Source organism: Burkholderia sp. MR1-5-21 (assembly GCF_053427715.1).
In genome coordinates this window covers 553,436-573,541 of the sequence record NZ_JBSAXD010000001.1, presented here as the reverse complement: position 1 = coordinate 573,541, position 20,106 = coordinate 553,436, and the positions used below count along the sequence as shown (strand labels likewise).

Sequence of the window (20,106 nt, the reverse complement as noted above, 5' to 3'; positions counted from 1 at the left end):
CTCCAAGGGCCTTCGTTATAGGAATGTCCTGCGCACGCGCGCACGGCCGCCGCGGCCTGCGTGCGGCCACGACCGTGCGACGCACGACTGCGTCCGCGATCCTGCGCATCCCTTGGGGTCACGCGGTTTTCGCGACCGGATCCGCCTGCTCGATGCGTTCCGCTCGATCAGGCGGCGTCTCGGTCGGCTGGATGCCGGCGCCGAACCACGGCACGTCGTCCGTGAGCGACGCGGTGTAGCGCGACCAGCCGCGCGGGTTGCCGGCGAACAGCTTGGCGCACACCGGCCCGGCGAGCGCATCGCGGTCGAGCTGCGCATCGAGCAGTTGCTGCGGCCACAGGCAGAACGCATGCAGTACGGCGCTGGCGAATTCGCGCACCGTCATGTGATCGAACACGTGTTCGAGCAGCGGCAGGTCGGCCAGCATCGGCCGCGTCGCGATCAGCGCGCCGATCGTCGCGTCGTCGCGCTCGGTTTCGAGCAGGCAGCTGAGTGTCCGCATCACGCTGCCGAGATGCAGCAGCAGCGCGCGGCGTTCGAGGGCTTCGTTCATGAACCGTTCCTCCGGCAGGGAGGTGTGAGCGGTTGCGCTTTCATCCCTCGACTGCAGTTCTGGAATAAAAGGGTAGTAGCGGGTGGGCGGAAGTCAAGCCGCGACGGCGCGCGCCGCAATCCGTTCGAATGAGACGGCGCATGAACGATGCGGGAGGTCGGGGCACGACGCACGAATTTGCTGCTGTGCGGCGTTGGTCGGTTGCGCGCTGCACGCGGCAAGTCGCGCGTTGCGACCGGACGTCGCAATGCGCGGGTTATCCGATTTCGGTATCGTCTCGGAGGGCGCGGCCGGCCTGACTGCCAGCCGGTTGCCACGCGGAGCCGCGGCCGGCATCCGATCGAGACAGAATGAGATAGTACGAGACAAGGAGCCAGACCGACCATGACCGCTGCGTATTTCAGCGTGCCGACGCTGTGTGCGATTGCGTTTGTTCACGTGTACTGGGCGTGCGGCGGACACCTGGGCAAGCACGCGGCGATTCCCGAACGCGACGGCAAGCCGCTGTTGCGTCCGAGCGCAGTCGGCACGTTCGCGGTTGCGGCCGCGCTGTTCGCGAGCGCCTGCGTGGTCGCCGTGCGGGCCGGCTGGCTGCTGCCGAGCCTGCATTCGACCGCGATCGCCTTCGGGATCGTCGCGCTCGCGCTGATCTTCGCGGTTCGGGCGATCGGCGACTTCCGCTACGTCGGGTTTTTCAAACGGATCCGCGGATCGCGATTCGCGCGAATGGACACGCTGTGCTATTCGCCGCTGTGTGCGGTGTTGTCGTTGTCCATCGCATCGATGCTCTGGAAGAGCTAGGCGCGGCGATCCGCGTCACGTGTTGCGGTGCGGCGCATGCCGTTCAGGTGGAAACGACGGCGTCGAGCGTCGCGCGATCGAGTACTGACGTTCCGAAAGCAAGCGGCGGAGAACGCCCCTGCCAGGCAATTTTCCCTATCTTTGTGCATCCCGTCACGAACCGCGACGGATTGTTGCAATTTTCGATTCAATAAATTGCGTCGAAATGTCTCGCGATGGAACCGGTTCCATTTATAATTCGCTGCACCGTCGACCAGGGTGCCCAGAGGGCCGCGCATGCCGTTCTTGCCGTCTGCAAGGGCGGCGACTAAGTTAAAAGGGCCATGGCGACGACGGGCAGGTTCGGGCCGCATGGCGCGGATTTGTCCGACGATAAGACCCGCTAGAGGTCGAAACGCTTTGGAGTCCGACGGATCGGGCCGAAAGCGGCTGCAGGACGGACGCAGAATCGCGCCTGGCGCGAATCCGCGTCCGCAGCGAGGTTGTTCGCAACACGGAAGAACAGGGGCGGTCAGGCGCATCGTCGCGCCGCCGTCTCGCGCCGCGCACCGCGCATGCTGCATGTGCGTGTTCGAAGCGCTGTCCCCAACGATCATCATCCGACCATGACCACGCCACCCGACAAACCCAACTCGCGCCGTCATTTCCTGCGCTCGTCGGTCGCGCTCGTGCCGATCGCGTCGCTCGCCGGCTGCGACCTGCGCTCGTCGTCGCCTTCCGCGACGACGGCCGGCAACGCGCCTGCCGCATCGAGCGACGCCGCGCGCGCGCCGTACAAGCCGACCTTCTTCGATGCCAAGGAATGGGCGTTTGTCCAGGCCGCGGTCGATCGCCTGATCCCGGCCGACGCCGAAGGCCCCGGCGCGCTCGAGGCCGGCGTGCCCGAGTTCATCGACCGCCAGATGGAAACGCCTTACGCGCACGGCGCGCTGTGGTACATGCAGGGGCCGTTCCAGCAGGGCGTGCCGGAACTCGGCTACCAGCTGAAGCTCGTGCCGCGCGACATCTACCGGCTCGGCATCGCGGCCGTCAACGCCTATTGCGAGAAGACCCACGGCAAGGCGTTCGCGGATCTCGACGCGCCGACGCGCGACGCGGTGCTCGGCGCGCTCGAAAAGGGCGGTGTGCAGATCGACGACGTGCCGCCCGACGTGTTTTTCGGGCAACTGCTGCAGAACACGCGCGAGGGCTACTTCTGCGATCCGGTCCACGGCGGCAATCACGGGATGGCCGCGTGGAAGATGATCGGCTTTCCCGGTGCGCGCGCGGACTTCATGGATTTCGTCAACCAGAACGGCAAGCCGTACCCGTACGGGCCGGTGTCGATCAACGGGGAGCGTAGCTGATGGCCGCAGATAAAAAGCCGCACGTCGATGCGGTCATCGTCGGCTTCGGCTGGACCGGTGCGATTCTCGCGAAGGAACTGACCGAGGCGGGCCTGAACGTGGTCGCGCTCGAGCGCGGCGAGTATCGCGATACGTATCCGGACGGCGCGTATCCGAACACGATCGACGAGCTGACCTACAACATCCGCAAGAAGCTGTTCCTCGACCTGTCGAAGACCACCGTGTCGATTCGCCACGGCGTGCAGGACACGGCGCTGCCGTACCGCCAGCTCGCGGCGTTCCTGCCGGGCGAGGGCGTCGGCGGCGCGGGGCTGCACTGGTCCGGCGTGCACTTCCGGATCGCGCCGGAGGAGCTTCGGCTGCGCAGCCACTATGAAGAGCGCTATGGCAAGAAGTTCATCCCCGCAGGGATGACGATCCAGGATACGGGCGTCAGCTACGACGAACTGGAGCCGTACTTCGATTTCGCGGAGAAGGTGTTCGGCACGTCGGGGCAGGCGTACAAGGTCAACGGCAAGGTGGTCGGCGACGGCAACGTGTTCGACGCGCCGCGCAGCGATAACTTCCCGCTGCCCGCGCAGCTCAACACGTATTCGGCGCAGCGCTTCTTCGACGCGGCGAAATCGCTCGGCCTGCATCCGTACCGGCTGCCGTCCGCGAACACGTCGGGGCCGTACACGAACCCGTACGGCGTGCAGATGGGCCCGTGCAACTTCTGCGGCTACTGCAGCGGCTACGCGTGCTACATGTACTCGAAGGCGTCGCCGAACCTGAACATCCTGCCCGCGCTGAAGCAGGTGCCGAACTTCGAGCTGCGCTCGAAGTGCCACGTGCTGCGCGTCGATCTCGACGATACGAAGAAGCGCGCGACGGGCGTCACCTATGTCGACCCGGCCGGGCGCGAGGTGTCGCAGCCGGCCGACCTCGTGATCCTTGCCGCGTTCCAGTATCACAACGTGCACCTGCTGCTGCTGTCGGGCATCGGCAAGCCGTACGACCCGATCTCGGGCGAGGGCGTCGTGGGCCGCAATTTCGCGTACCAGAACCTGTCGACGATCAAGGCGTTCTTCGACAAGGACACGTACACGAACCCCTTCATCGGCGCGGGCGGCAACGGCGTCGCGGTCGACGACTTCAACGCGGACAACTTCGACCACGGGCCGCTCGGCTTCGTCGGCGGCTCGCCGCTGTGGGTGAACCAGGCGGGCGTGAAGCCGATCAGCGGGATCGCGACGCCGCCCGGCACGCCGCAGTGGGGCTCGGCGTGGAAGAAGGCGGTCAAGGACAACTACGCGCACACGGTCTCGATGGACGCGCACGGCACGAACATGTCGTACCGCGATGTGTATCTCGATCTCGATCCGACCTATCGCGATTCGTACGGCCAGCCGCTGCTGCGGATGACGTTCGACTGGAAGGACAACGACGTCAGGATGGCGCAGTACGTGACCGGCCAGATGAAGAAGATCGCGGAGGCGATGGGGCCGAAGGCGATCGGCGTGTCGACGCGCGAGTTCGGCAAGCACTTCGATTCGCGCCAGTACCAGACGACCCACCTCGTCGGCGGCGCGGTGATGGGCACCGATCCGAAGACGAGCGTGCTCAACCGCTACCTGCAGAGCTGGGACGTGCACAACGTGTTCGTGATGGGCGCATCGGCGCTGCCGCAGGGCATCGGCTACAACCCGACCGGGATCGTCGCGGCGCTGGCCTACTGGTCGGCGCGCGCGATCCGCGAGCACTACCTGAAAAACCCCGCTCCGCTGGTGACTGTATGAAGAGGACCGTGAATCACAACGCGCGCGCGGCGAACGCGCACCGTGTGGCGCGCGCGATCGCGTGCGGCGCGGCGTGGCTTGCCGTGAGCTTCGCCGGCAGCGTCGCAATGGCGGCTACGCAACCGGGTGCCACGGCTGCTGCATCGGCCGCAGCACCGGCGCCGGCAGCTGCTGCGCCGCAATCCGCGGATGCGCTCGTTGCACGCGGCGCATATCTGGCGCGCGCGGGCGACTGCGTCGCGTGCCACTCCGCGAGCGGCGGCAAGCCGTTCGCGGGCGGGCTGAAGTTCGACACGCCGATCGGCGCGATCTACTCGACGAACATCACGCCCGATCCGAAGACGGGCCTCGGCGGCTGGACGCTCGACGAGTTCGACCGCGCGCTGCGCGCGGGCGTGCGCAAGAGCGGCGACACGCTGTATCCCGCGATGCCGTATCCGTCGTACGCGCGCCTCACCGACGACGACGTGAAGGCGCTGTACGCGTACTTCATGCACGGCGTCGCGCCCGTGCAGCAGGAAAACCGCGCGGTCGACATCGTGTGGCCGCTGTCGATGCGCTGGCCGCTCGGGATCTGGCGCAAGCTGTTCGCGCCGGCGCCGAAGCCGTTCGACGCGGCGCCGTACACCGATCCGGTGCTCGCGCGCGGCGCGTACCTCGTGCAGGGTCTCGGCCACTGCGGCGCGTGCCATACGCCGCGCGCGCCGACGATGCAGGAGCGTGGCCTCACCGACGCGGACGGGCCGGACTACCTGTCCGGCGGCGCCGCGATCGACGGCTGGGTGCCGACGAGCCTGCGCGGCGAGCCGCGCACCGGGTTCGGCGCCTGGACCGAAGCGGAGATCGTGCAGTTCCTGAAGACCGGCCGCACGCAGCGCACCGCGGCGTTCGGCGGGATGACGGACGTGGTCGGCCACAGCATGCAGCACCTGACCGACGACGATCTCACGGCGATCGCACGCTACCTGAAGACGCTGCCGCCGAAGGTGCAGGGCGAGACGCCGTACGCGTACGACGGGGCGGCCGCGCACGCGCTGCAGACCGGCGACGCGAGCAAGCCCGGCGCGGCGGTCTACCGGGACAACTGCATGGCATGCCACCGCAGCGACGGCCGCGGCTACACGCGCGTGTTCCCGGCACTCGGCGGCAACCCGGTCCTGCAGGGCGACGATCCGACTTCGGTGATCCATGTCGTGCTGGCGGGCAGCGCGCTGAAGGGCACGCACACCGCGCCGTCGACGTTCACGATGCCGCCGTTCGGCTGGCGCCTGTCGGATCAGGAAGTCGCGGACGTCGCGAACTTCGTGCGCACGAGCTGGGGCAACACGGGCTCGCCCGTCACCGCGGCGCAGGTCGCGAAGGTGCGCAAGGCGACGCCGGGCACGCAGCCCGAGCCGCCGCCGGGTGCGCGGTTTCCGCAAGCGGCACGCTGAGCGTCGCGGCGGGCGCGGGCGGGGCGGGGCGGTTCGCGCCGCACCCGCCATGTCCGACCCCGCGCCGCCGCCCGTGAATTTTTCGCGGCGGCGCGCCATTTTCCCTGCCTCATCCCTTATCCTTTGACCTTACTAAACGATTACACGGACAAGGGAGGGGGGATGCCTCATGACGTCAGCCTGATTGCTTTGCTCGCGGCCGGTTTCGGCCTCGCGATGATCTTCGGTTATCTCGCGTCGCTGCTGAAAATGCCGCCGCTGGTCGGCTATCTGCTGGCCGGGATCGTGATCGGGCCCGGCACGCCGGGCTTCGTCGGCGATCTGTCGCTCGCGCAGCAGCTCGCCGAAGTCGGCGTGATGCTGCTGATGTTCGGGGTCGGCCTGCATTTTTCGATCGGCGACCTGCTCGCGGTGCGCAAGATCGCGCTGCCCGGCGCGATCGTGCAGATCTCGGTTGCGACGGCGCTCGGCGGCGGGCTTGCGCTGCTGTGGGGCTGGAGCATCGGCGCGGCGCTCGTGTTCGGTCTCGCGCTGTCGGTCGCGAGCACGGTCGTGCTGCTGCGCGCGCTCGAGGGCCGCGGGCTCGTCGAGTCGGTGAACGGCCGCATCGCGGTCGGCTGGCTCGTCGTCGAGGATCTCGTGATGGTGCTCGTGCTCGTGCTGCTGCCGCCGGTCGCGGGGCTGCTCGGCGGCACGCCGCCCGGCGGCGCGGAGGCGGCCGGCGGCAGCCTGTGGGGCACGCTCGGCGTCACGATGCTGAAGGTGGCGGCGTTCATCGCGCTGATGCTCGTGGTCGGCAAGCGGGTGTTTCCGCGCATCCTGTGGCTCGTCGCGCGCACCGGCTCGCGCGAGCTGTTCACGCTGTGCATGATCGCGGCTGCGGTCGGCATCGCGTTCGGCGCGGCGAAGCTGTTCGACGTGTCGTTCGCGCTCGGCGCGTTCTTCGCCGGGATGATGATGCGCGAATCCGAGTTCAGCCGCCGCGCGGCCGACGAAACGCTGCCGCTGCGCGACGCGTTCTCGGTGCTGTTCTTCATCTCGGTCGGCATGCTGTTCGACCCGAAGGTGCTGCTCGACGAGCCGCTGCACGTGATCGAGGTCGCGGCGATCGTGCTGGTCGGCAAGACGCTCGCGGCGGTCGCGCTGGTGCTCGCGTTCCGCTATCCGCTCAATACCGCGCTGATCGTCGGCGCAGGCCTCGCGCAGATCGGCGAGTTCTCGTTCATCCTCGCCGGGCTCGGGCATTCGCTCGGGCTGCTGTCGCGGGAAGGCCAGAACCTGATCCTGGCGGTCGCGCTGATCTCGATCGCGCTGAATTCGCTCGCGTTCGCCGCGATCGATCCGGCGCTCGCGTGGATCCGCAAGCATTCGGCGTTCGCGCGGCGGCTCGACGCGCGCGACGATCCGCTCGCCGCGCTGCCGATGTCGACGCCGCAGACGCACCTGACCGGGCAGGTCGTGATCGTCGGCTACGGGAAGGTCGGTGCGCGGATCGCGCACGCGCTCGACGAGCGCGGGATCGCGTATGTCGTCGTCGAGCAGAACCGCGAGATCGTCGAGAAGCTGCGCGCCGACGGCGTCGCGGCGGTGTCCGGCGACGCGGTCGAGCCGATCGTGCTCGTGCAGGCGCACATCGCGCGCGCGGGGATGCTGGTGGTCACGCTGCCGGACGTGTTCGACGTGCGGCAGATCGTCGAGATCTCGCGCACGCTGAATCCGTCGCTCGAAGTCGTGCTGTGCACGAACAGCGGCGACGAAGCCGCGCTGCTCGCGAGCGAGGGCGTCGGCACCGTGTTCATGGGCGAGACGGAGCTTGCGCGCGGGATGACCGAGCATGTGCTCGGCAGGATGACGAAGCCGGCTGCGGTCGCGCATTCACATTGACCGCGCGGGGCCGCCTCCCGGCCGAATCGGCGCAGCGTGCGGCCGGCACGCGTTGGCGGGAGTGCCGTATCGGCATTGCATGATGTGGCGCTCCGCTGGTGTTGCTGGCGCTATCGATGTCGCCGGTATCACGGGTCTCGCCGGTGCGACAGGCGGCGATCTGCGCTCATGAACGCGTCGACGGCACCGCCGCCTGCGTCTGCACCGCGGCCTTCGGCGGCGCGAGCTTGTCCGCCTCGACGGGCGTGTCGGGCGGCACGCCGAGCAGTTGCAGCGAGCCGCTCGTCACCGACGAGAACACGGGGCCCGCGACCGTGCCGCCGTAATACCCCTTGCCGCGCGGCTCGTCGATCATCACTGCGACGATCAGGCGCGGGTTGCTCATCGGCGCCATCCCGGCAAACAGCGCACGGTACTTGCCCTGCGCGTACGACTTGCCGACTTGCTTGCGGGCCGTGCCGGTCTTGCCGCCGATCCGGTAGCCGTCGACGCGCGCGCGGCGCCCGGTGCCGCCTTCGCCGACCGCCATCTCGAGCATCGAGCGGATCGCCGCCGCCGTCTGCGGCGTCGTCACGCGATGGCCGCGGTGCGCGTCGAGCGTCTGTTTGTCGGTGCCGTTCTTCAGCAGCGACACCGGATGCAGCGTGCCGTCGCCGGCGTAGGCGGTGTACATCTGCGCGATCTGCAGCAGCGACATCGACAGCCCGTAGCCATACGCCATCGTCGCCTGCTCGATCGGCCGCCAGCGCTTGTACTGCCGCAGCCGGCCCGACGCGACGCCGGGGAACGTCAGCTCCGGCGCGCGGCCGATCCCGTATTCCTGGTACTTGTTCCAGATCGTCTCGGCGGGCAGGTTCAGCGCGAGCTTCGCCAACGCGACGTTGCTCGACTTCTGCAGTGCCTGCGAGACGGTCAGCGAGCCGTGATTGGACGTGTCGTGGATCACCGCCGGACCGATCTTGTAGGTGCCGGGCGACGTATTGATGATCGTGTTCGGCGTCACCTTGCGCTCGTCGATCGACAGCGCGACGACGAGCGGCTTGATCGTCGAGCCCGGCTCGAACGTGTCGATCACCGCGCGGTTGCGCAACTGCTGGCCGGTCAGGCGCGCGCGGTCGTTCGGATCGAAGGTCGGATAGTTCGCGAGCGCGAGGATCTCGCCGTTCTGCGCGTCGAGCACGACGACGCTGCCGGCCTGCGCGTTGTTCTCGAGCACCGCGGCCTTGAGCTGGCTGAACGCGAGCTGCTGGATGCGGCGGTCGATCGTCAGCTCGATCGTCGCGCCGTGCTGCGCGGGCACGAGGGGCCGCGTGTCCGATACGATGCGGCCGAGCCGGTCGCGGATCACCTCGCGCTGCCCGGCGGTGCCCGACAGCGGCCCGTTGGCGGCGAGTTCGACGCCTTCCTGCCCCTTGTCCTCGATGTTCGTGAACCCGACCACGTGCGCGGCCGATTCGCCTTCGGGGTAGTAGCGCTTCGAATCGGCGATTTGCGTGACGCCCTCGATCGCCAGCTTGTCGAGGCGGCTCGCGGTGTCGGCGTCGATCTGGCGCTTGAGCAGTACGAACGTGCGGTCGTTGCGCAGGCGCCGCTTGACCTCGGCAAGCGGCATGTCGAGCAGCTTCGCGATCTGCGGGTAGTCGGTCTCGGCGACCTGCTTCGGGTTCGCCCAGATTTCATAGGTCGACAGGCTGACGGCGAGCATCGCGCCGTTGCGGTCGACGATGCGGCCGCGCATCGCGTCGAGTTCGATCGTACGCTGGTAACGCTTCTGACCCTGGCCGACGTAGAACGCCTGGTTGGCGATCTGGACCCAGAACGCGCGGCCGATCAGCGCGGCGAACGCGAGGAACACGAGGATCACGATGAACCTCGAGCGCCACATCGGCAGGCGCGACGCGAGCATGGGATTCTTGGTCACCGATGTGTACGGATCGGCAGGATGGGTCTTCTTTTTCACGCTCATGCGAGGGCTGGATCGAGCCGCGAGGCGGCAAACTGTCAGTTCGAATGACGTGATTGTAATAAATGAGTAATCGATGTGTTGGGAAAGTGCGACCTTTGCCGCCGGATCGGCGCAAAACCGGACGACGATTCGGCAGCCGAGCGCGGACGCGGGGGGAGGCAGCGGGGCAGGGAAAGGCGTGCGAGGCGACGGGGCAGGCGTGGCGCGAGCGGCCGGTCGGGCCGCGTATACCCGACCCCGATTGATCCGAATTCGGGCCAATTAAAAACGCCCCGGTGGGGGCGTCGTTAATATCGGATGCGGAAAAGAATTTCGATAAAACCGGAATAAACCCGAAACCTGCAGACAATACCGGTAAAAAACGCTATCGATCGACGGAAATAAATTCCTTGTATTCCGGCTGGATCGTGCAAGTATCGATTTCCTGCAGCCGCCATGCACCTTTTGCGTGCTCGCCCGACAGCACGGCGGTGCCCTGTTCGCGCTGCGTCGCGTCGAACGACAGCCCTTGCAGCTTGCAGACGGCTTTTCCGTCATCGCCCGCGCAGAGCGCCATTGCGCCCTCGACGTCCTTCACCTTGCCCCAGGTCGGGAGATCGAGACCCTGATGTGCTTCGCGAGACCACAGCCCTTCGTCGGTGTCGACCCACAGCACGGCGAAGGCGTGCCGGGTCGCTGATTCGCTGCCATTAATGCGGATAGTGAGGCGCATTGCAACGTCTCCTGAAAAATGACTCATTCGACCATTTAGACTTGATCAGTCTAGATAGCCTGCGGTGAAACGCAAGACGCAGTGCGCAATAAGCAATGTTCTTGCGCATTGGCATTCCATATGAAATGACGTCCGATGAAAGCCTGTCCGTCGTGTGACGCCCGCTGCAAGCGGCTGCGGGCGGAACGGCACTGCGTTGCGCGTTGCCGAGGCACGGCGGGGCGCGAAGCAGCACGCGTCGATGTGTCGCGCCTGTTGCGGCGGTGCCTGCGGCTGGTGCCGGAGGCGGGATGCGGCGCGGCGTGTGGATGACTCCACGCTATCGACGAAATATTTCAGTGATTTGACAGCGCGCCACGCGGACGGTGAAGCGTGTCGGACCGCGGTGCCTGGCCGCGTGCCTGACCCTCCGGGCACACACTCCAACAATCCGCACACAAATCGTCACACTTTCACGAAACTTTCGGAACAGACTTGTTCCGGATCCGGCACCACACTGCAGTGTCCCGATCCTGCGCCGCGACATGCGTCTGCGGCCCCGCCTGCGTCCGTCGTGCCGACGCGATCGCATGGCGGACATCCGGCCGACGGGACGCCGGGGTGCGCGATGCGGCCGCCGGCACGCAAGCGCGCGTGCCCCGAGTCCGGACGCGTCACGGCGCCCGGCCGATCTTTCGATGGAGACTTCCGTGCTGATCTGGAAAACCGCCTTGTCGCTCAACTGGCGCACGAGCCTCGTCTCGCCGTCCAGTGCACCGGTTGCCGCGGCGAACGTCGGGCGGCTGGTGCTGACGGGTGCCACCGGCTTCATCGGCAGCACCGTGCTCACGGCGCTCGTCAACGCGGGGCTGCTCGACCGCGTCGTCTGCGTCGTGCGCGCGCAGGACCGCGGCCACGCGGTCGCGCGGCTGCGCGAGGCCGCACTGCGAGCGGGACTCGCGCCGTACTGGGCGTCACGCTTCACCGACGCAAACGTGATCGTCGGCGGGCTCGGCGACGTGTGGCAGGGCGCCGACGCGTCGCGCCTCGCGCAGGCGACGCACGTGATCCACTGCGCGGGCCATCCGTCGCTGGCGGACGGCGCGCACCTGCAGGCCGATGCCGACGAGTCGCTGCGTTTTGCCGAGCAGTTTGCACGAGCGCCGTGCCTGCAGCGCTTCGTGTATGTCGGCACCGCGTTCGTGCGCGGCGGCAGCGGCGGCATGGTGCATGAGGAGATCGAGGCCGACACGGCCGATGCCGGCGGGTGGCCGTCCACACCGCTAGCAGGCGCCGTGCTCGCCGCCGACTATCTGCGGGCAAAGGGCGACACGGAGCAGCGGCTGCGCGCGCTCGGGCTGCCGCTCGTCGTCGTGCGGCCGTCGCACGTCGTCGGGCATACGGTGCTCGGCACGCGGCCCGCGCCGAATGCGTTCTGGGTGTTCCGTCTCGCGCACGCGGCGCGCCGCTACACGGCGCGGCCGATGACGCGCATCGACATCGTGTCGGTCGACGACGTCGCGCGCGCGACGATGCTGCTGGCCGTCAAGCCGGCGCTCGCGCACGACGTGTACCACGTGTCGGCGGGCGAAGAGGCGCCGATGGTCGCGCAGATCATGCGGGCGATGGACGAGGCGGCCGGGATGACGGGCGCGCCGCGCTACGCGGCGTGCGCGCCGGCGGAATTGCCGCTCGTCGTGCGCGACGTGCTCGGGCGCGCCGATCCGGCGCTGGAGCGCGTGATCGGCAAGGCGCTGCAGCGCTTCGGCGAGTTTGCGACGGTCGACCGTGTGTTCGACAACCGCCGCGTGCGCGACGAAATCGATTTCGAGCCGCTGCCGTTCGTCGACTACGTCGAGGAATGCATGCGCACGTCGCGCGGCGTCGCAGTGACCGAACTGATGCGCGGCGCGGCGCGCTGACCGCGCGCGCAGTTCAGGACGAGGACGACGACGGGCTGTTGCCGAACTCGATCAGCCGGTCGAGCGCGCGGTAGATGTCGTCGAGCGCCGCCGGGCCGAAGCGCTCCTCGAGCAGCCGGTACTGCTCGTCGATGCGCGGCCCGATTTCCGTGACCAGCTTCCGGCTTTGCGGCGTCAGGCTGACGAGCAGCCTGCGCTGGTCTTCCTGCGCGCGCGTGCGCTTGATCAGGCCGTCGCGCTCCATCCGTTCCAGCACGCCCGTCAGGCTCGGGCTCAGGATGCAGCAGCGCCGCGCGATCTGTCCCGCTTCGAGCGCATTGGACGGCTCGCCGTCAAGCACGCGGATGATCCGCCATTGCTGTTCGGTCAACGCAAACTCCTTGAGAATCGGGCGGAACAGCCCCATCAGCGTCTCTCGGGCTTCGAGCAGCAGCATGGCCAGATTGCGGTGGTCGAGCGTACGGTTCATCGACATGAATGGGAGGACGGGGACGCGCCAATCTTAACAGGCGGTCGTGACGAATTTCGCATATCAGGGTAATCGAGGTTGTCAGCGTCCGATTGTTTACTTAAGATGTTAAGTATTGACGATGCGCCGCGACGCGCGGCAGGGGAATGACGCATGGAGCTGTCTTGCATGACCGCCGCGGCGCCGCTGCTGCCGGTCGCGATCGGTACCGTCTACGGCGCGCTGCTCAACGAGCGCGCCGCGCTCGACGCGCTCGGCGATGCGGTGCATCAGCCGCCTTACGGCCGGCCGCCGCAGGCGCCGGTTCTCTACATCAAGCCCGCCAACACCCACGCGCCCGACGGTTCGGCCGTTGTCGTGCCGGCCGGCGTCGACGCGCTGGAGATCGGCGCGTCGGTGGCCGTCGTGTTCAGCCGCCGCGCGACCCGCGTGCCGGCCGACGACGCGCTCGACTACGTGCACGGCTTCACGCTCGCCAGCGACGTATCGGTGCCGCATCCCGACTACTATCGTCCGGCCGTGCGCTACACGTGCCGCGACGGTTTCTGCCCGCTCGGCCCGGCGATCGTCCCGGCCGGCGCGCTCGCGGACGTCGACGCGATCCGGCTGGCCGTGCGCATCGACGGCGCCGACGTGCTGGCCGCGTCGACGGCCACGCTGATCCGGCCGGTGCGGCAACTGATCGCCGATGTGTCGGCGTTCATGTCGTTCGACGCCGGCGACGTGCTGCTGCTCGGCGTGCCTGGCGGCGCGCCGCGCGCGAAGGCCGGCAGCCGGATCGAGATCGCCGCCGACGGCATCGGCACGTTGCGGCATGTGCTGGTCGCGGAGGATGCCTGATGAAAACCGCTCGCGTGATCTACAACGGTGCATTGCATGCGGCCGAGCCGGCCGGCGACGGCCTGATCCGCCTCGATACGGGGCGGGTCGTCGCCGAAGACGTCGTGGCGTGGCTGCCGCCCCTCGCGCCGCGCACGACGTTCGCGCTCGGCCTCAACTATGCCGACCATGCGAAGGAGCTCGCGTTCAAGGCGCCGAGCGAGCCGCTGATCTTCCTGAAGGGGCCGAACACGTTCATTGGCCACCGGTCGCGCACCGTGCGGCCCGCCGACGCGACGCACATGCATTACGAGTGTGAACTCGCGGTCGTGATCGGCCGCCCTGCGCGCGGCGTGCGCCGCGCGCAGGCGCTCGACTACGTCGCCGGCTATACGGTCGCGAACGACTATGCGATCCGCGACTACCTCGAGAACTACTACCGCCCGAACCTGCGCGTGAAGAACCGCGACACCTGCACGCCGCTCGGGCCGTGGCTCGTCAGCCGCGACGAGATCGGCGATCCGGGCGACCTGGCGCTGCGCACGACGGTCAACGGGCAGGAGACGCAGCGCGGCAGCACGCGCGACATGATCTTCGACGTGCCGGCGCTGATCGAGCACATCAGCAGCTTCATGACGCTTGCGCCGGGCGACCTGATCCTGACCGGCACGCCCGAGGGGCTGGCGGACACGAAGCCGGGCGACGAGGTCGTGACCGAAATCGAAGGCATCGGCCGGCTCGTGAACACGATCGTCGGCGAAGCAGACTACTATCGCGCCGGCTGAGCCCGCCGCACAAGGAGAGCAGATGACCATCAAGCACTGGATCGACGGCCGCGAAGTCGCGAGCCGCGACACGTTCACGACGCTGAATCCCGCGACGGGCGACGTGATCACCGACGTCGCGTCGGGCGGCGAGGCCGAGGTCGACGCGGCGGTGCGCGCGGCGAAGGAAGCCTTCCCGAAGTGGGCGAACACGCCCGCGAAGGAGCGCGCGAAGCTGATGCGCAAGCTCGGCGAGCTGATCGAGAAGAACGTGCCGATGCTTGCGGCGCTCGAAACGCAGGACACGGGCCTGCCGATCGCGCAGACGAGCAAGCAGCTGATTCCGCGTGCGTCGGAGAACTTCAACTTCTTCGCGGAAGTGTGCGTGCAGATGAACGGCCGCACGTACCCGGTCGACGACCAGATGCTGAACTACACGCTGTACCGGCCGGTCGGCGTGTGCGCGCTGGTGTCGCCGTGGAACGTGCCGTTCATGACCGCGACGTGGAAGACCGCGCCGTGCCTCGCGCTCGGCAACACCGCGGTGCTGAAGATGTCCGAGCTGTCGCCGCTGACCGCCGACCAGCTCGGGCGGCTCGCGCTCGAGGCCGGCATTCCGCCCGGCGTGCTGAATGTCGTGCAGGGTTATGGCGCAACGGCCGGCGACGCGCTCGTGCGGCATCCGGACGTGCGTGCGGTGTCGTTTACCGGCGGCACGGTCACCGGCAAGCGGATCATGGAGCGCGCGGGCCTGAAGAAATATTCGATGGAGCTCGGCGGCAAGTCGCCGGTGCTGATCTTCGACGATGCGGACTTCGACCGCGCGCTCGACGCGTCGCTGTTCACGATCTTCTCGATCAACGGCGAACGCTGCACGGCCGGCTCGCGGATCTTCGTGCAGCGCTCGATCTACGACCGCTTCGTGCAGGAATTCGCGCGGCGCGCGAACAATCTCGTGGTCGGCGACCCGGCCGACCACGCGACCCAGCTCGGCGCGATGATCACGCGCGCGCACTGGGAGAAGGTGACAGGCTACATCCGCATCGGCGAGCAGGAAGGCGCGCGCGTCGTCGCGGGCGGTGCCGACAAGCCGGCGAACCTGCCCGCGCACCTGCAGAACGGCAACTTCGTGCGGCCGACCGTGTTCGCGGACGTCGACAACCGGATGCGCATCGCGCAGGAAGAGATCTTCGGGCCGGTCGCGTGCCTGATCCCGTTCGACGACGAGGAAGAAGGGCTGCGGCTCGCGAACGATACGAGCTATGGCCTCGCTTCGTACATCTGGACGCAGGACGTCGGCAAGGTGCATCGCCTTGCACGCGGCATTGAAGCCGGGATGGTGTTCGTCAACAGCCAGAACGTGCGCGACCTGCGTCAGCCGTTCGGCGGCGTGAAGGAGTCGGGCACCGGCCGCGAGGGCGGCGAATACAGCTTCGAGGTGTTCGCGGAGATCAAGAACGTGTGCATCTCGATGGGTTCGCATCACATTCCGCGCTGGGGGCTGTAACGGGCGCGCGCCGTTCGCCGCAGGAAAGAACGATACGGAGACTCACGATGGGCAAACTGTCCCTCGCTGCAAAGATCACGCACGTGCCGTCGATGTACCTGTCCGAGCTGCCGGGCAAGCATCACGGCTGCCGGGCCGAAGCGATCCGCGGCCATCAGCTGATCGGCGAGCGCTGCCGCGCGCTCGGCGTCGACACGATCGTCGTGTCCGACGTCCACTGGCTCGTCAACGCCGGCTATCACGTGAACTGCAACGCGCGGTTCGCCGGCACCTACACGAGCAACGAGCTGCCGCATTTCATCCGCGACATGCAGTACGCGTACCCGGGCAATCCGGCGCTCGGCCGGCTGATCGCGGAAACTGCGACCGCGCGCGGGATCGCGACGCGCTCGCATGAAATCGACAGCCTCGAACTCGAATACGGCACGCTCGTGCCGATGCGCTACATGAACGGCGACCAGCATTTCAAGGTCGTGTCGATCGCCGGCTGGTGCATGTGGCATGCGCTCGACGACAGCCGCCGTTTCGGCGAAGCGCTGCGCGACGCGATCGAACAGAGCGATTCGAACGTCGCGTTCCTCGCGAGCGGGTCGCTGTCGCATCGCTTCAACGACAACGGCAGCCCCGAGGAATCGATCCACCAGATCAGCCGCGAATTCTTCCGGCAGGTCGACCTGCGCGTCGTCGAGCTGTGGAAGCAGGGCGACTTCGCGACGTTCTGCAAGATGCTGCCCGAGTATGCGACGCAGTGCTACGGCGAAGGCGGCATGCACGACACCGCGATGCTGCTCGGCCTGCTCGGCTGGGACCGCTACGACCGGCCGGTCGACATCGTCACCGACTACTTCGCGAGCTCGGGCACCGGACAGATCAATGCGATCTTTCCGCTGGCCTGAATCGCCCGCTTCGACACGCATTCCGAGGAGAACCGACATGCCACACATCGTCGTCGAGTACACGTCGAACATCCGCGACGACGCGCGCATTCCCGTGCTGCTGCGCACGATCAACGAAACGCTGATCGCGCAGGGCGGCGTGTTTCCGACAGGCGGGATCCGCTCGCGCGCGATCGAGCTGCACGACTACTGCGTTGCGGACGGCACCGCGGACGACGCGTTCGTCCACGTCACGCTGAAGATCGGCGCGGGCCGCAGCGACGACGTGAAGAAAGCCGCGTGCGACGCGCTGTTCGATGCGATCAAGGCGCACTTCGCGGAGCTGTATGCGAAGCGCTTCCTCGCGCTGTCGATGGAGCTGACCGAGTTCAGCGAAAGCGGCTCGTACAAGCACAACAACATCCACGCCCGCTACAAGCGGGCCGGCTGAACCCCATTCGCGATTCCACCATGCTCGATATCGCCACCATCGACCAGCTCGCGCAGCGCCTGCACGACGCCGAGCGCGAACGCAAGCAGATCCGCCAGATCTCGCTCGACTACCCGGACATCACGATCGACGACGCATACGCGATCCAGCGCGCGTGGGTGAACGTCAAGCTCGCGGAAGGCCGCACGCTGAAAGGGCACAAGATCGGCCTCACGTCGAAGGCGATGCAGAACACGTCGCAGATCGACGAGCCCGACTATGGTGCGCTGCTCGACGACATGTTCTTCGAGGACGGCGGCACGATTCCGACGCAGCGCTTCATCGTGCCGCGCGTCGAGGTCGAGCTCGCGTTCGTGCTCGGCAAGCGCTTGAGCGGGCCGGACTGCACGATCTTCGACGTGTACGATGCGGTGGATTACGTGGTGCCCGCGCTCGAGATCATCGATGCGCGCAGCCAGTCGATCGATCCCGACACCCAGCGCCCGCGCAAGGTGTTCGACACGATCGCCGACAACGCGGCGAACGCCGGCGTCGTGATCGGCGGCCGGCCCGTGCGCCCGGCCGACGTCGACCTGCGCTGGGTCGCGGCGATCATGTCGCGCAATGGCGTGGTCGAGGAGACGGGCGTCGCGGCCGGCGTGCTGAACCATCCGGCCAACGGCGTCGTGTGGCTCGCGAACCGGCTCGCGCGCTTCGACGTCACGCTGGAGCCGGGGCAGATCGTGCTCGGCGGATCGTTCACGCGGCCATGCGCGGCGGGCGCCGGCGATACGTTCAGCGTCGACTACGGTCCGCTCGGGACCATCCAGTGCCATTTCGGGTGATGCACGATGCAGATTCCATCGAATCCGTTCAAGGCCGCGCTGGCGCGCGGCGACGCGCAGATCGGGCTGTGGCTCGGTCTGGCGAATCCTTATAGCGCGGAAGTCGTCGCGGGCGCCGGCTTCGACTGGCTGCTGATCGACGGCGAACACGCGCCGAACACGGTACCGACGATCCTCGCGCAATTGCAGGCGATCGCGCCGTATCCGTCGCATCCGGTTGTGCGCGTGCCGTGGAACGATCCGGTGATCGTCAAGCAGGTGCTCGATCTCGGCGCGCAGACGCTGCTCGTGCCGATGGTGCAGAGCGCGGACGAAGCGCGTGCGGCGGTCGCGGCGACGCGCTATCCGCCGCACGGGATCCGCGGCGTCGGCAGCGCGCTGGCGCGCGCGTCGCGCTGGAACCGTGTCGGCGATTACCTGCATTGCGCGAACGGCGAAATGGCGGTGCTCGTGCAGGTCGAGACGCGCGCGGGGCTGAATGCGATCGACGGGATTGCGCGAGTGGACGGCGTCGACGGCGTGTTCATCGGGCCGGCCGACCTGGCCGCCGATCTCGGGCATCTCGGCAATCCCGGTCATCCGGACGTGCAGACGGCGATCGACGGAGCAATCCGCGCGATCAAGGCGGCGGGCAAGGCGCCGGGGATCCTGAGCGCGGATGAGACGGCCGCGCGGCGTTACCTCGCAGCGGGGGCGACATTCGTCGCGGTGGGGGTCGATACGACGCTGCTGGCGAGGAGCGCGGAGCGGCTGGCGGCGGCGTTCAAGGACATGCCGGAGCGCGCGGAACGGAAGGGGGACGCGACGTATTGAATGCTCGGCGGAACATGTTCACCGTGCGTGCGGATGCGTGAAGCATGTCGTTCGTTACCCGTCCGCGGTGCCGCGGACGGGCGGGGCGAGACTCAGAACCGCTGCTGCATGCCGACCGTCACGCCGACCTGCGTGTCGCCATACCCGGCCACATCGCGCGACACGCCGACCTTCTGCCCATGCTGCGCAATCGCGAACGCGCCCGCCGCGTACAGCACCGTGCGCTTCGACAGCGCGTAGTTCGCCCGCACCGACACCAGCGTCGGATCGGCATCCGTGCCGCCCTTGATGTTCTGGTGATACACGGCTCCGATCAGCGAGAAAGCCGGCGTGAACTGGTACGACCCGCCGACCCAGTACATGTCGCTCAACTGGTTCGCGGCGGTCGTGCGGAACGTGCGCTTGTAATTGCGGTAGCCGGCCATCGTCTTCAGGTTGCCGAAGTCGTAGCTCAACCCTGCGTGGATGCCCTGGATGTAGTCGACGGTATCGGCGGGCGTGACGCTGTCAGCCGCGCCGTTCTGCCGGTCGAACGTGACGACCGCCGCGAACGGGCCGGTCTCGTAACCGAGCGCGAAGTCATACTTCGAGCTGGTTTTCACGCTGCCCGGCACGTTGCCGAAGCCGTACAGCGCGCCGAACCTGAAGCCCGCGTATTCGCCGTCGTAGCGCACCGCGTTCGACGAGCGCGTGAACAGGCCGTCCTTGCGGCCGCCCGTCGCCGTCGACGATGTCGCCCACGAGTAGTTCTGCGCGTAGCCCATCGGGTCGAACGGCAGCATGTAGTCGTAGGTGACCGTGAAGTTGCGGCCCAGCGTGATTTCCCCCCATTTGCCTTTCAGGCCGACCGTTGCGCGGCGCGCGAAGATCGAGTCGGGGCCGTCGTCGAACGCGCCGTTCGCGATGTCGATACCGCTTTCGAGGCGGAACACGGCCTTCAGCCCGCCGCCGAGATCCTCGACGCCGCGCAGGCCCCAGCGCGACGTGTTCTTGTTGCCGGACTTCAGCTTGAATGCGTTGCCGCCGCCTTGCGCCGCATGATTCGTATATTCGATGCCGGCATCCATGATCCCGTAGATCGTGACCGACGATTGCGCGTGGGCGGCCGGGGCGGCGATGCAGGCTGCAGCGGCCGATCCCGTGAGGACTACTGCGCGAATGGAACGTTCTGCGCGAAACTTCATTGACGGTGTCTCCTTGGTTCTTGTGG

At 67.6% G+C, this 20,106-nt stretch carries 18 protein-coding genes; 13 read left to right on the top strand and 5 right to left on the bottom strand.

From position 1 onward, the window contains the following. Positions 1–118: 118 nt before the first annotated feature. Entirely contained in the window at positions 119–553 is a 435-nt protein-coding gene (locus tag ACV229_RS02425; protein ID WP_448081515.1) for a hypothetical protein, read from the bottom strand. A gap of 384 nt (positions 554–937) precedes the next feature. On the opposite strand from ACV229_RS02425, the gene ACV229_RS02420 reads away from it, so the two are divergent. The 5 genes from ACV229_RS02420 to ACV229_RS02400 all read left to right on the top strand — a co-directional run bounded on the left by ACV229_RS02420 (position 938) and on the right by ACV229_RS02400 (position 7,795). Beyond that, positions 938–1,354 carry a DUF3995 domain-containing protein gene (locus tag ACV229_RS02420; RefSeq protein WP_448081514.1) on the top strand — a complete coding sequence of 139 codons (417 nt, stop codon included), beginning with the start codon at positions 938–940 and terminating at the stop codon, positions 1,352–1,354. 605 nt (positions 1,355–1,959) lie between these two features. Beyond that, complete coding sequence (locus tag ACV229_RS02415) at positions 1,960–2,700, top strand: gluconate 2-dehydrogenase subunit 3 family protein (RefSeq protein WP_448081513.1); 741 nt, start codon at positions 1,960–1,962, stop codon at positions 2,698–2,700. Next, complete coding sequence (locus ACV229_RS02410; RefSeq protein ID WP_448081512.1) at positions 2,700–4,478, top strand: GMC family oxidoreductase; 1,779 nt, start codon at positions 2,700–2,702, stop codon at positions 4,476–4,478. The genes ACV229_RS02415 and ACV229_RS02410 overlap by 1 nt, the downstream gene beginning before the upstream one ends. Beyond that, positions 4,475–5,911 carry a c-type cytochrome gene (locus ACV229_RS02405; RefSeq protein ID WP_448081511.1) on the top strand — a complete coding sequence of 479 codons (1,437 nt, stop codon included), beginning with the start codon at positions 4,475–4,477 and terminating at the stop codon, positions 5,909–5,911. The genes ACV229_RS02410 and ACV229_RS02405 overlap by 4 nt, the downstream gene beginning before the upstream one ends. 162 nt (positions 5,912–6,073) lie before the next feature. Next, a complete protein-coding gene (locus ACV229_RS02400; protein ID WP_448081510.1) occupies positions 6,074–7,795 on the top strand; it encodes a cation:proton antiporter domain-containing protein in 1,722 nt (573 codons plus the stop codon). Between the two features lie 166 nt (positions 7,796–7,961). Here the strand turns inward: ACV229_RS02400 and ACV229_RS02395 are convergent, their stop codons facing one another. Both ACV229_RS02395 and ACV229_RS02390 read right to left on the bottom strand, forming a co-directional pair. Further along, complete coding sequence (locus tag ACV229_RS02395; RefSeq protein WP_448081509.1) at positions 7,962–9,761, bottom strand: peptidoglycan D,D-transpeptidase FtsI family protein; 1,800 nt, start codon at positions 9,759–9,761, stop codon at positions 7,962–7,964. 364 nt (positions 9,762–10,125) lie between these two features. Further along, the gene (locus tag ACV229_RS02390) at positions 10,126–10,473 is read right to left on the bottom strand and encodes a DUF3564 family protein (RefSeq protein WP_448081508.1); all 348 of its coding nucleotides are present in this window, start codon (positions 10,471–10,473) and stop codon (positions 10,126–10,128) included. A 689-nt stretch (positions 10,474–11,162) separates the two neighbouring features. On the opposite strand from ACV229_RS02390, the gene ACV229_RS02385 reads away from it, so the two are divergent. Beyond that, a complete protein-coding gene (locus ACV229_RS02385; protein WP_448081567.1) occupies positions 11,163–12,374 on the top strand; it encodes an SDR family oxidoreductase in 1,212 nt (403 codons plus the stop codon). 13 nt (positions 12,375–12,387) lie between these two features. Here ACV229_RS02385 and hpaR read toward each other — a convergent pair whose 3' ends face one another. Next, positions 12,388–12,843 (bottom strand): homoprotocatechuate degradation operon regulator HpaR, encoded by a 456-nt coding sequence (gene hpaR, locus ACV229_RS02380; RefSeq protein WP_448081507.1) that lies wholly within the window; start codon positions 12,841–12,843, stop codon positions 12,388–12,390. Between the two features lie 153 nt (positions 12,844–12,996). On the opposite strand from hpaR, the gene ACV229_RS02375 reads away from it, so the two are divergent. Genes ACV229_RS02375 through hpaI form a run of 7 tightly spaced genes read left to right on the top strand, consistent with a single transcriptional unit; the run spans position 12,997 to position 18,896 of the window. Beyond that, a complete protein-coding gene (locus ACV229_RS02375) occupies positions 12,997–13,683 on the top strand; it encodes a fumarylacetoacetate hydrolase family protein (RefSeq protein WP_448081506.1) in 687 nt (228 codons plus the stop codon). Then, the gene (locus ACV229_RS02370) at positions 13,683–14,447 is read left to right on the top strand and encodes a fumarylacetoacetate hydrolase family protein (RefSeq protein WP_448081505.1); all 765 of its coding nucleotides are present in this window, start codon (positions 13,683–13,685) and stop codon (positions 14,445–14,447) included. The genes ACV229_RS02375 and ACV229_RS02370 overlap by 1 nt, the downstream gene beginning before the upstream one ends. A gap of 22 nt (positions 14,448–14,469) precedes the next feature. Next, a complete protein-coding gene (hpaE, locus tag ACV229_RS02365; RefSeq protein ID WP_448081504.1) occupies positions 14,470–15,933 on the top strand; it encodes a 5-carboxymethyl-2-hydroxymuconate semialdehyde dehydrogenase in 1,464 nt (487 codons plus the stop codon). A gap of 47 nt (positions 15,934–15,980) precedes the next feature. Then, on the top strand, positions 15,981–16,829 hold the full coding sequence (hpaD, locus tag ACV229_RS02360) for a 3,4-dihydroxyphenylacetate 2,3-dioxygenase (RefSeq protein WP_448081503.1): 849 nt from the start codon (positions 15,981–15,983) through the stop codon (positions 16,827–16,829). 37 nt (positions 16,830–16,866) lie between these two features. Beyond that, a complete protein-coding gene (locus tag ACV229_RS02355) occupies positions 16,867–17,259 on the top strand; it encodes a 5-carboxymethyl-2-hydroxymuconate Delta-isomerase (protein WP_448081502.1) in 393 nt (130 codons plus the stop codon). A gap of 20 nt (positions 17,260–17,279) precedes the next feature. After that, on the top strand, positions 17,280–18,083 hold the full coding sequence (gene hpaH / locus ACV229_RS02350) for a 2-oxo-hept-4-ene-1,7-dioate hydratase (RefSeq protein ID WP_448081501.1): 804 nt from the start codon (positions 17,280–17,282) through the stop codon (positions 18,081–18,083). Positions 18,084–18,089: 6 nt separating this feature from the next. Continuing rightward, positions 18,090–18,896: a 4-hydroxy-2-oxoheptanedioate aldolase gene (hpaI, locus tag ACV229_RS02345; protein WP_448081500.1), complete on the top strand. Its 807-nt coding sequence runs from the start codon at positions 18,090–18,092 to the stop codon at positions 18,894–18,896. A gap of 92 nt (positions 18,897–18,988) precedes the next feature. Here hpaI and ACV229_RS02340 read toward each other — a convergent pair whose 3' ends face one another. Beyond that, positions 18,989–20,080, bottom strand: a complete 1,092-nt coding sequence (locus ACV229_RS02340) for a porin (RefSeq protein WP_448081499.1) — start codon at positions 20,078–20,080, stop codon at positions 18,989–18,991. Positions 20,081–20,106: the final 26 nt, after the last annotated feature.

Excerpts from the sequence above, each read along its gene's own strand:
- hpaE (WP_448081504.1), top strand. The coding sequence starts at position 14,470 with ATGACCATCAAGCACTGGATCGACGGCCGCGAAGTCGCGAGCCGCGAC.
- hpaR (WP_448081507.1), bottom strand. The coding sequence starts at position 12,843 with ATGAACCGTACGCTCGACCACCGCAATCTGGCCATGCTGCTGCTCGAA.
- ACV229_RS02400 (WP_448081510.1), top strand. The coding sequence starts at position 6,074 with ATGCCTCATGACGTCAGCCTGATTGCTTTGCTCGCGGCCGGTTTCGGC.
- ACV229_RS02420 (WP_448081514.1), top strand. The coding sequence starts at position 938 with ATGACCGCTGCGTATTTCAGCGTGCCGACGCTGTGTGCGATTGCGTTT.
- hpaH (WP_448081501.1), top strand. The coding sequence starts at position 17,280 with ATGCTCGATATCGCCACCATCGACCAGCTCGCGCAGCGCCTGCACGAC.
- ACV229_RS02375 (WP_448081506.1), top strand. The coding sequence starts at position 12,997 with ATGGAGCTGTCTTGCATGACCGCCGCGGCGCCGCTGCTGCCGGTCGCG.
- ACV229_RS02410 (WP_448081512.1), top strand. The coding sequence starts at position 2,700 with ATGGCCGCAGATAAAAAGCCGCACGTCGATGCGGTCATCGTCGGCTTC.
- ACV229_RS02415 (WP_448081513.1), top strand. The coding sequence starts at position 1,960 with ATGACCACGCCACCCGACAAACCCAACTCGCGCCGTCATTTCCTGCGC.
- ACV229_RS02405 (WP_448081511.1), top strand. The coding sequence starts at position 4,475 with ATGAAGAGGACCGTGAATCACAACGCGCGCGCGGCGAACGCGCACCGT.
- ACV229_RS02355 (WP_448081502.1), top strand. The coding sequence starts at position 16,867 with ATGCCACACATCGTCGTCGAGTACACGTCGAACATCCGCGACGACGCG.
- ACV229_RS02370 (WP_448081505.1), top strand. The coding sequence starts at position 13,683 with ATGAAAACCGCTCGCGTGATCTACAACGGTGCATTGCATGCGGCCGAG.
- hpaI (WP_448081500.1), top strand. The coding sequence starts at position 18,090 with ATGCAGATTCCATCGAATCCGTTCAAGGCCGCGCTGGCGCGCGGCGAC.
- ACV229_RS02390 (WP_448081508.1), bottom strand. The coding sequence starts at position 10,473 with ATGCGCCTCACTATCCGCATTAATGGCAGCGAATCAGCGACCCGGCAC.
- ACV229_RS02395 (WP_448081509.1), bottom strand. The coding sequence starts at position 9,761 with ATGAGCGTGAAAAAGAAGACCCATCCTGCCGATCCGTACACATCGGTG.
- hpaD (WP_448081503.1), top strand. The coding sequence starts at position 15,981 with ATGGGCAAACTGTCCCTCGCTGCAAAGATCACGCACGTGCCGTCGATG.
- ACV229_RS02425 (WP_448081515.1), bottom strand. The coding sequence starts at position 553 with ATGAACGAAGCCCTCGAACGCCGCGCGCTGCTGCTGCATCTCGGCAGC.
- ACV229_RS02340 (WP_448081499.1), bottom strand. The coding sequence starts at position 20,080 with ATGAAGTTTCGCGCAGAACGTTCCATTCGCGCAGTAGTCCTCACGGGA.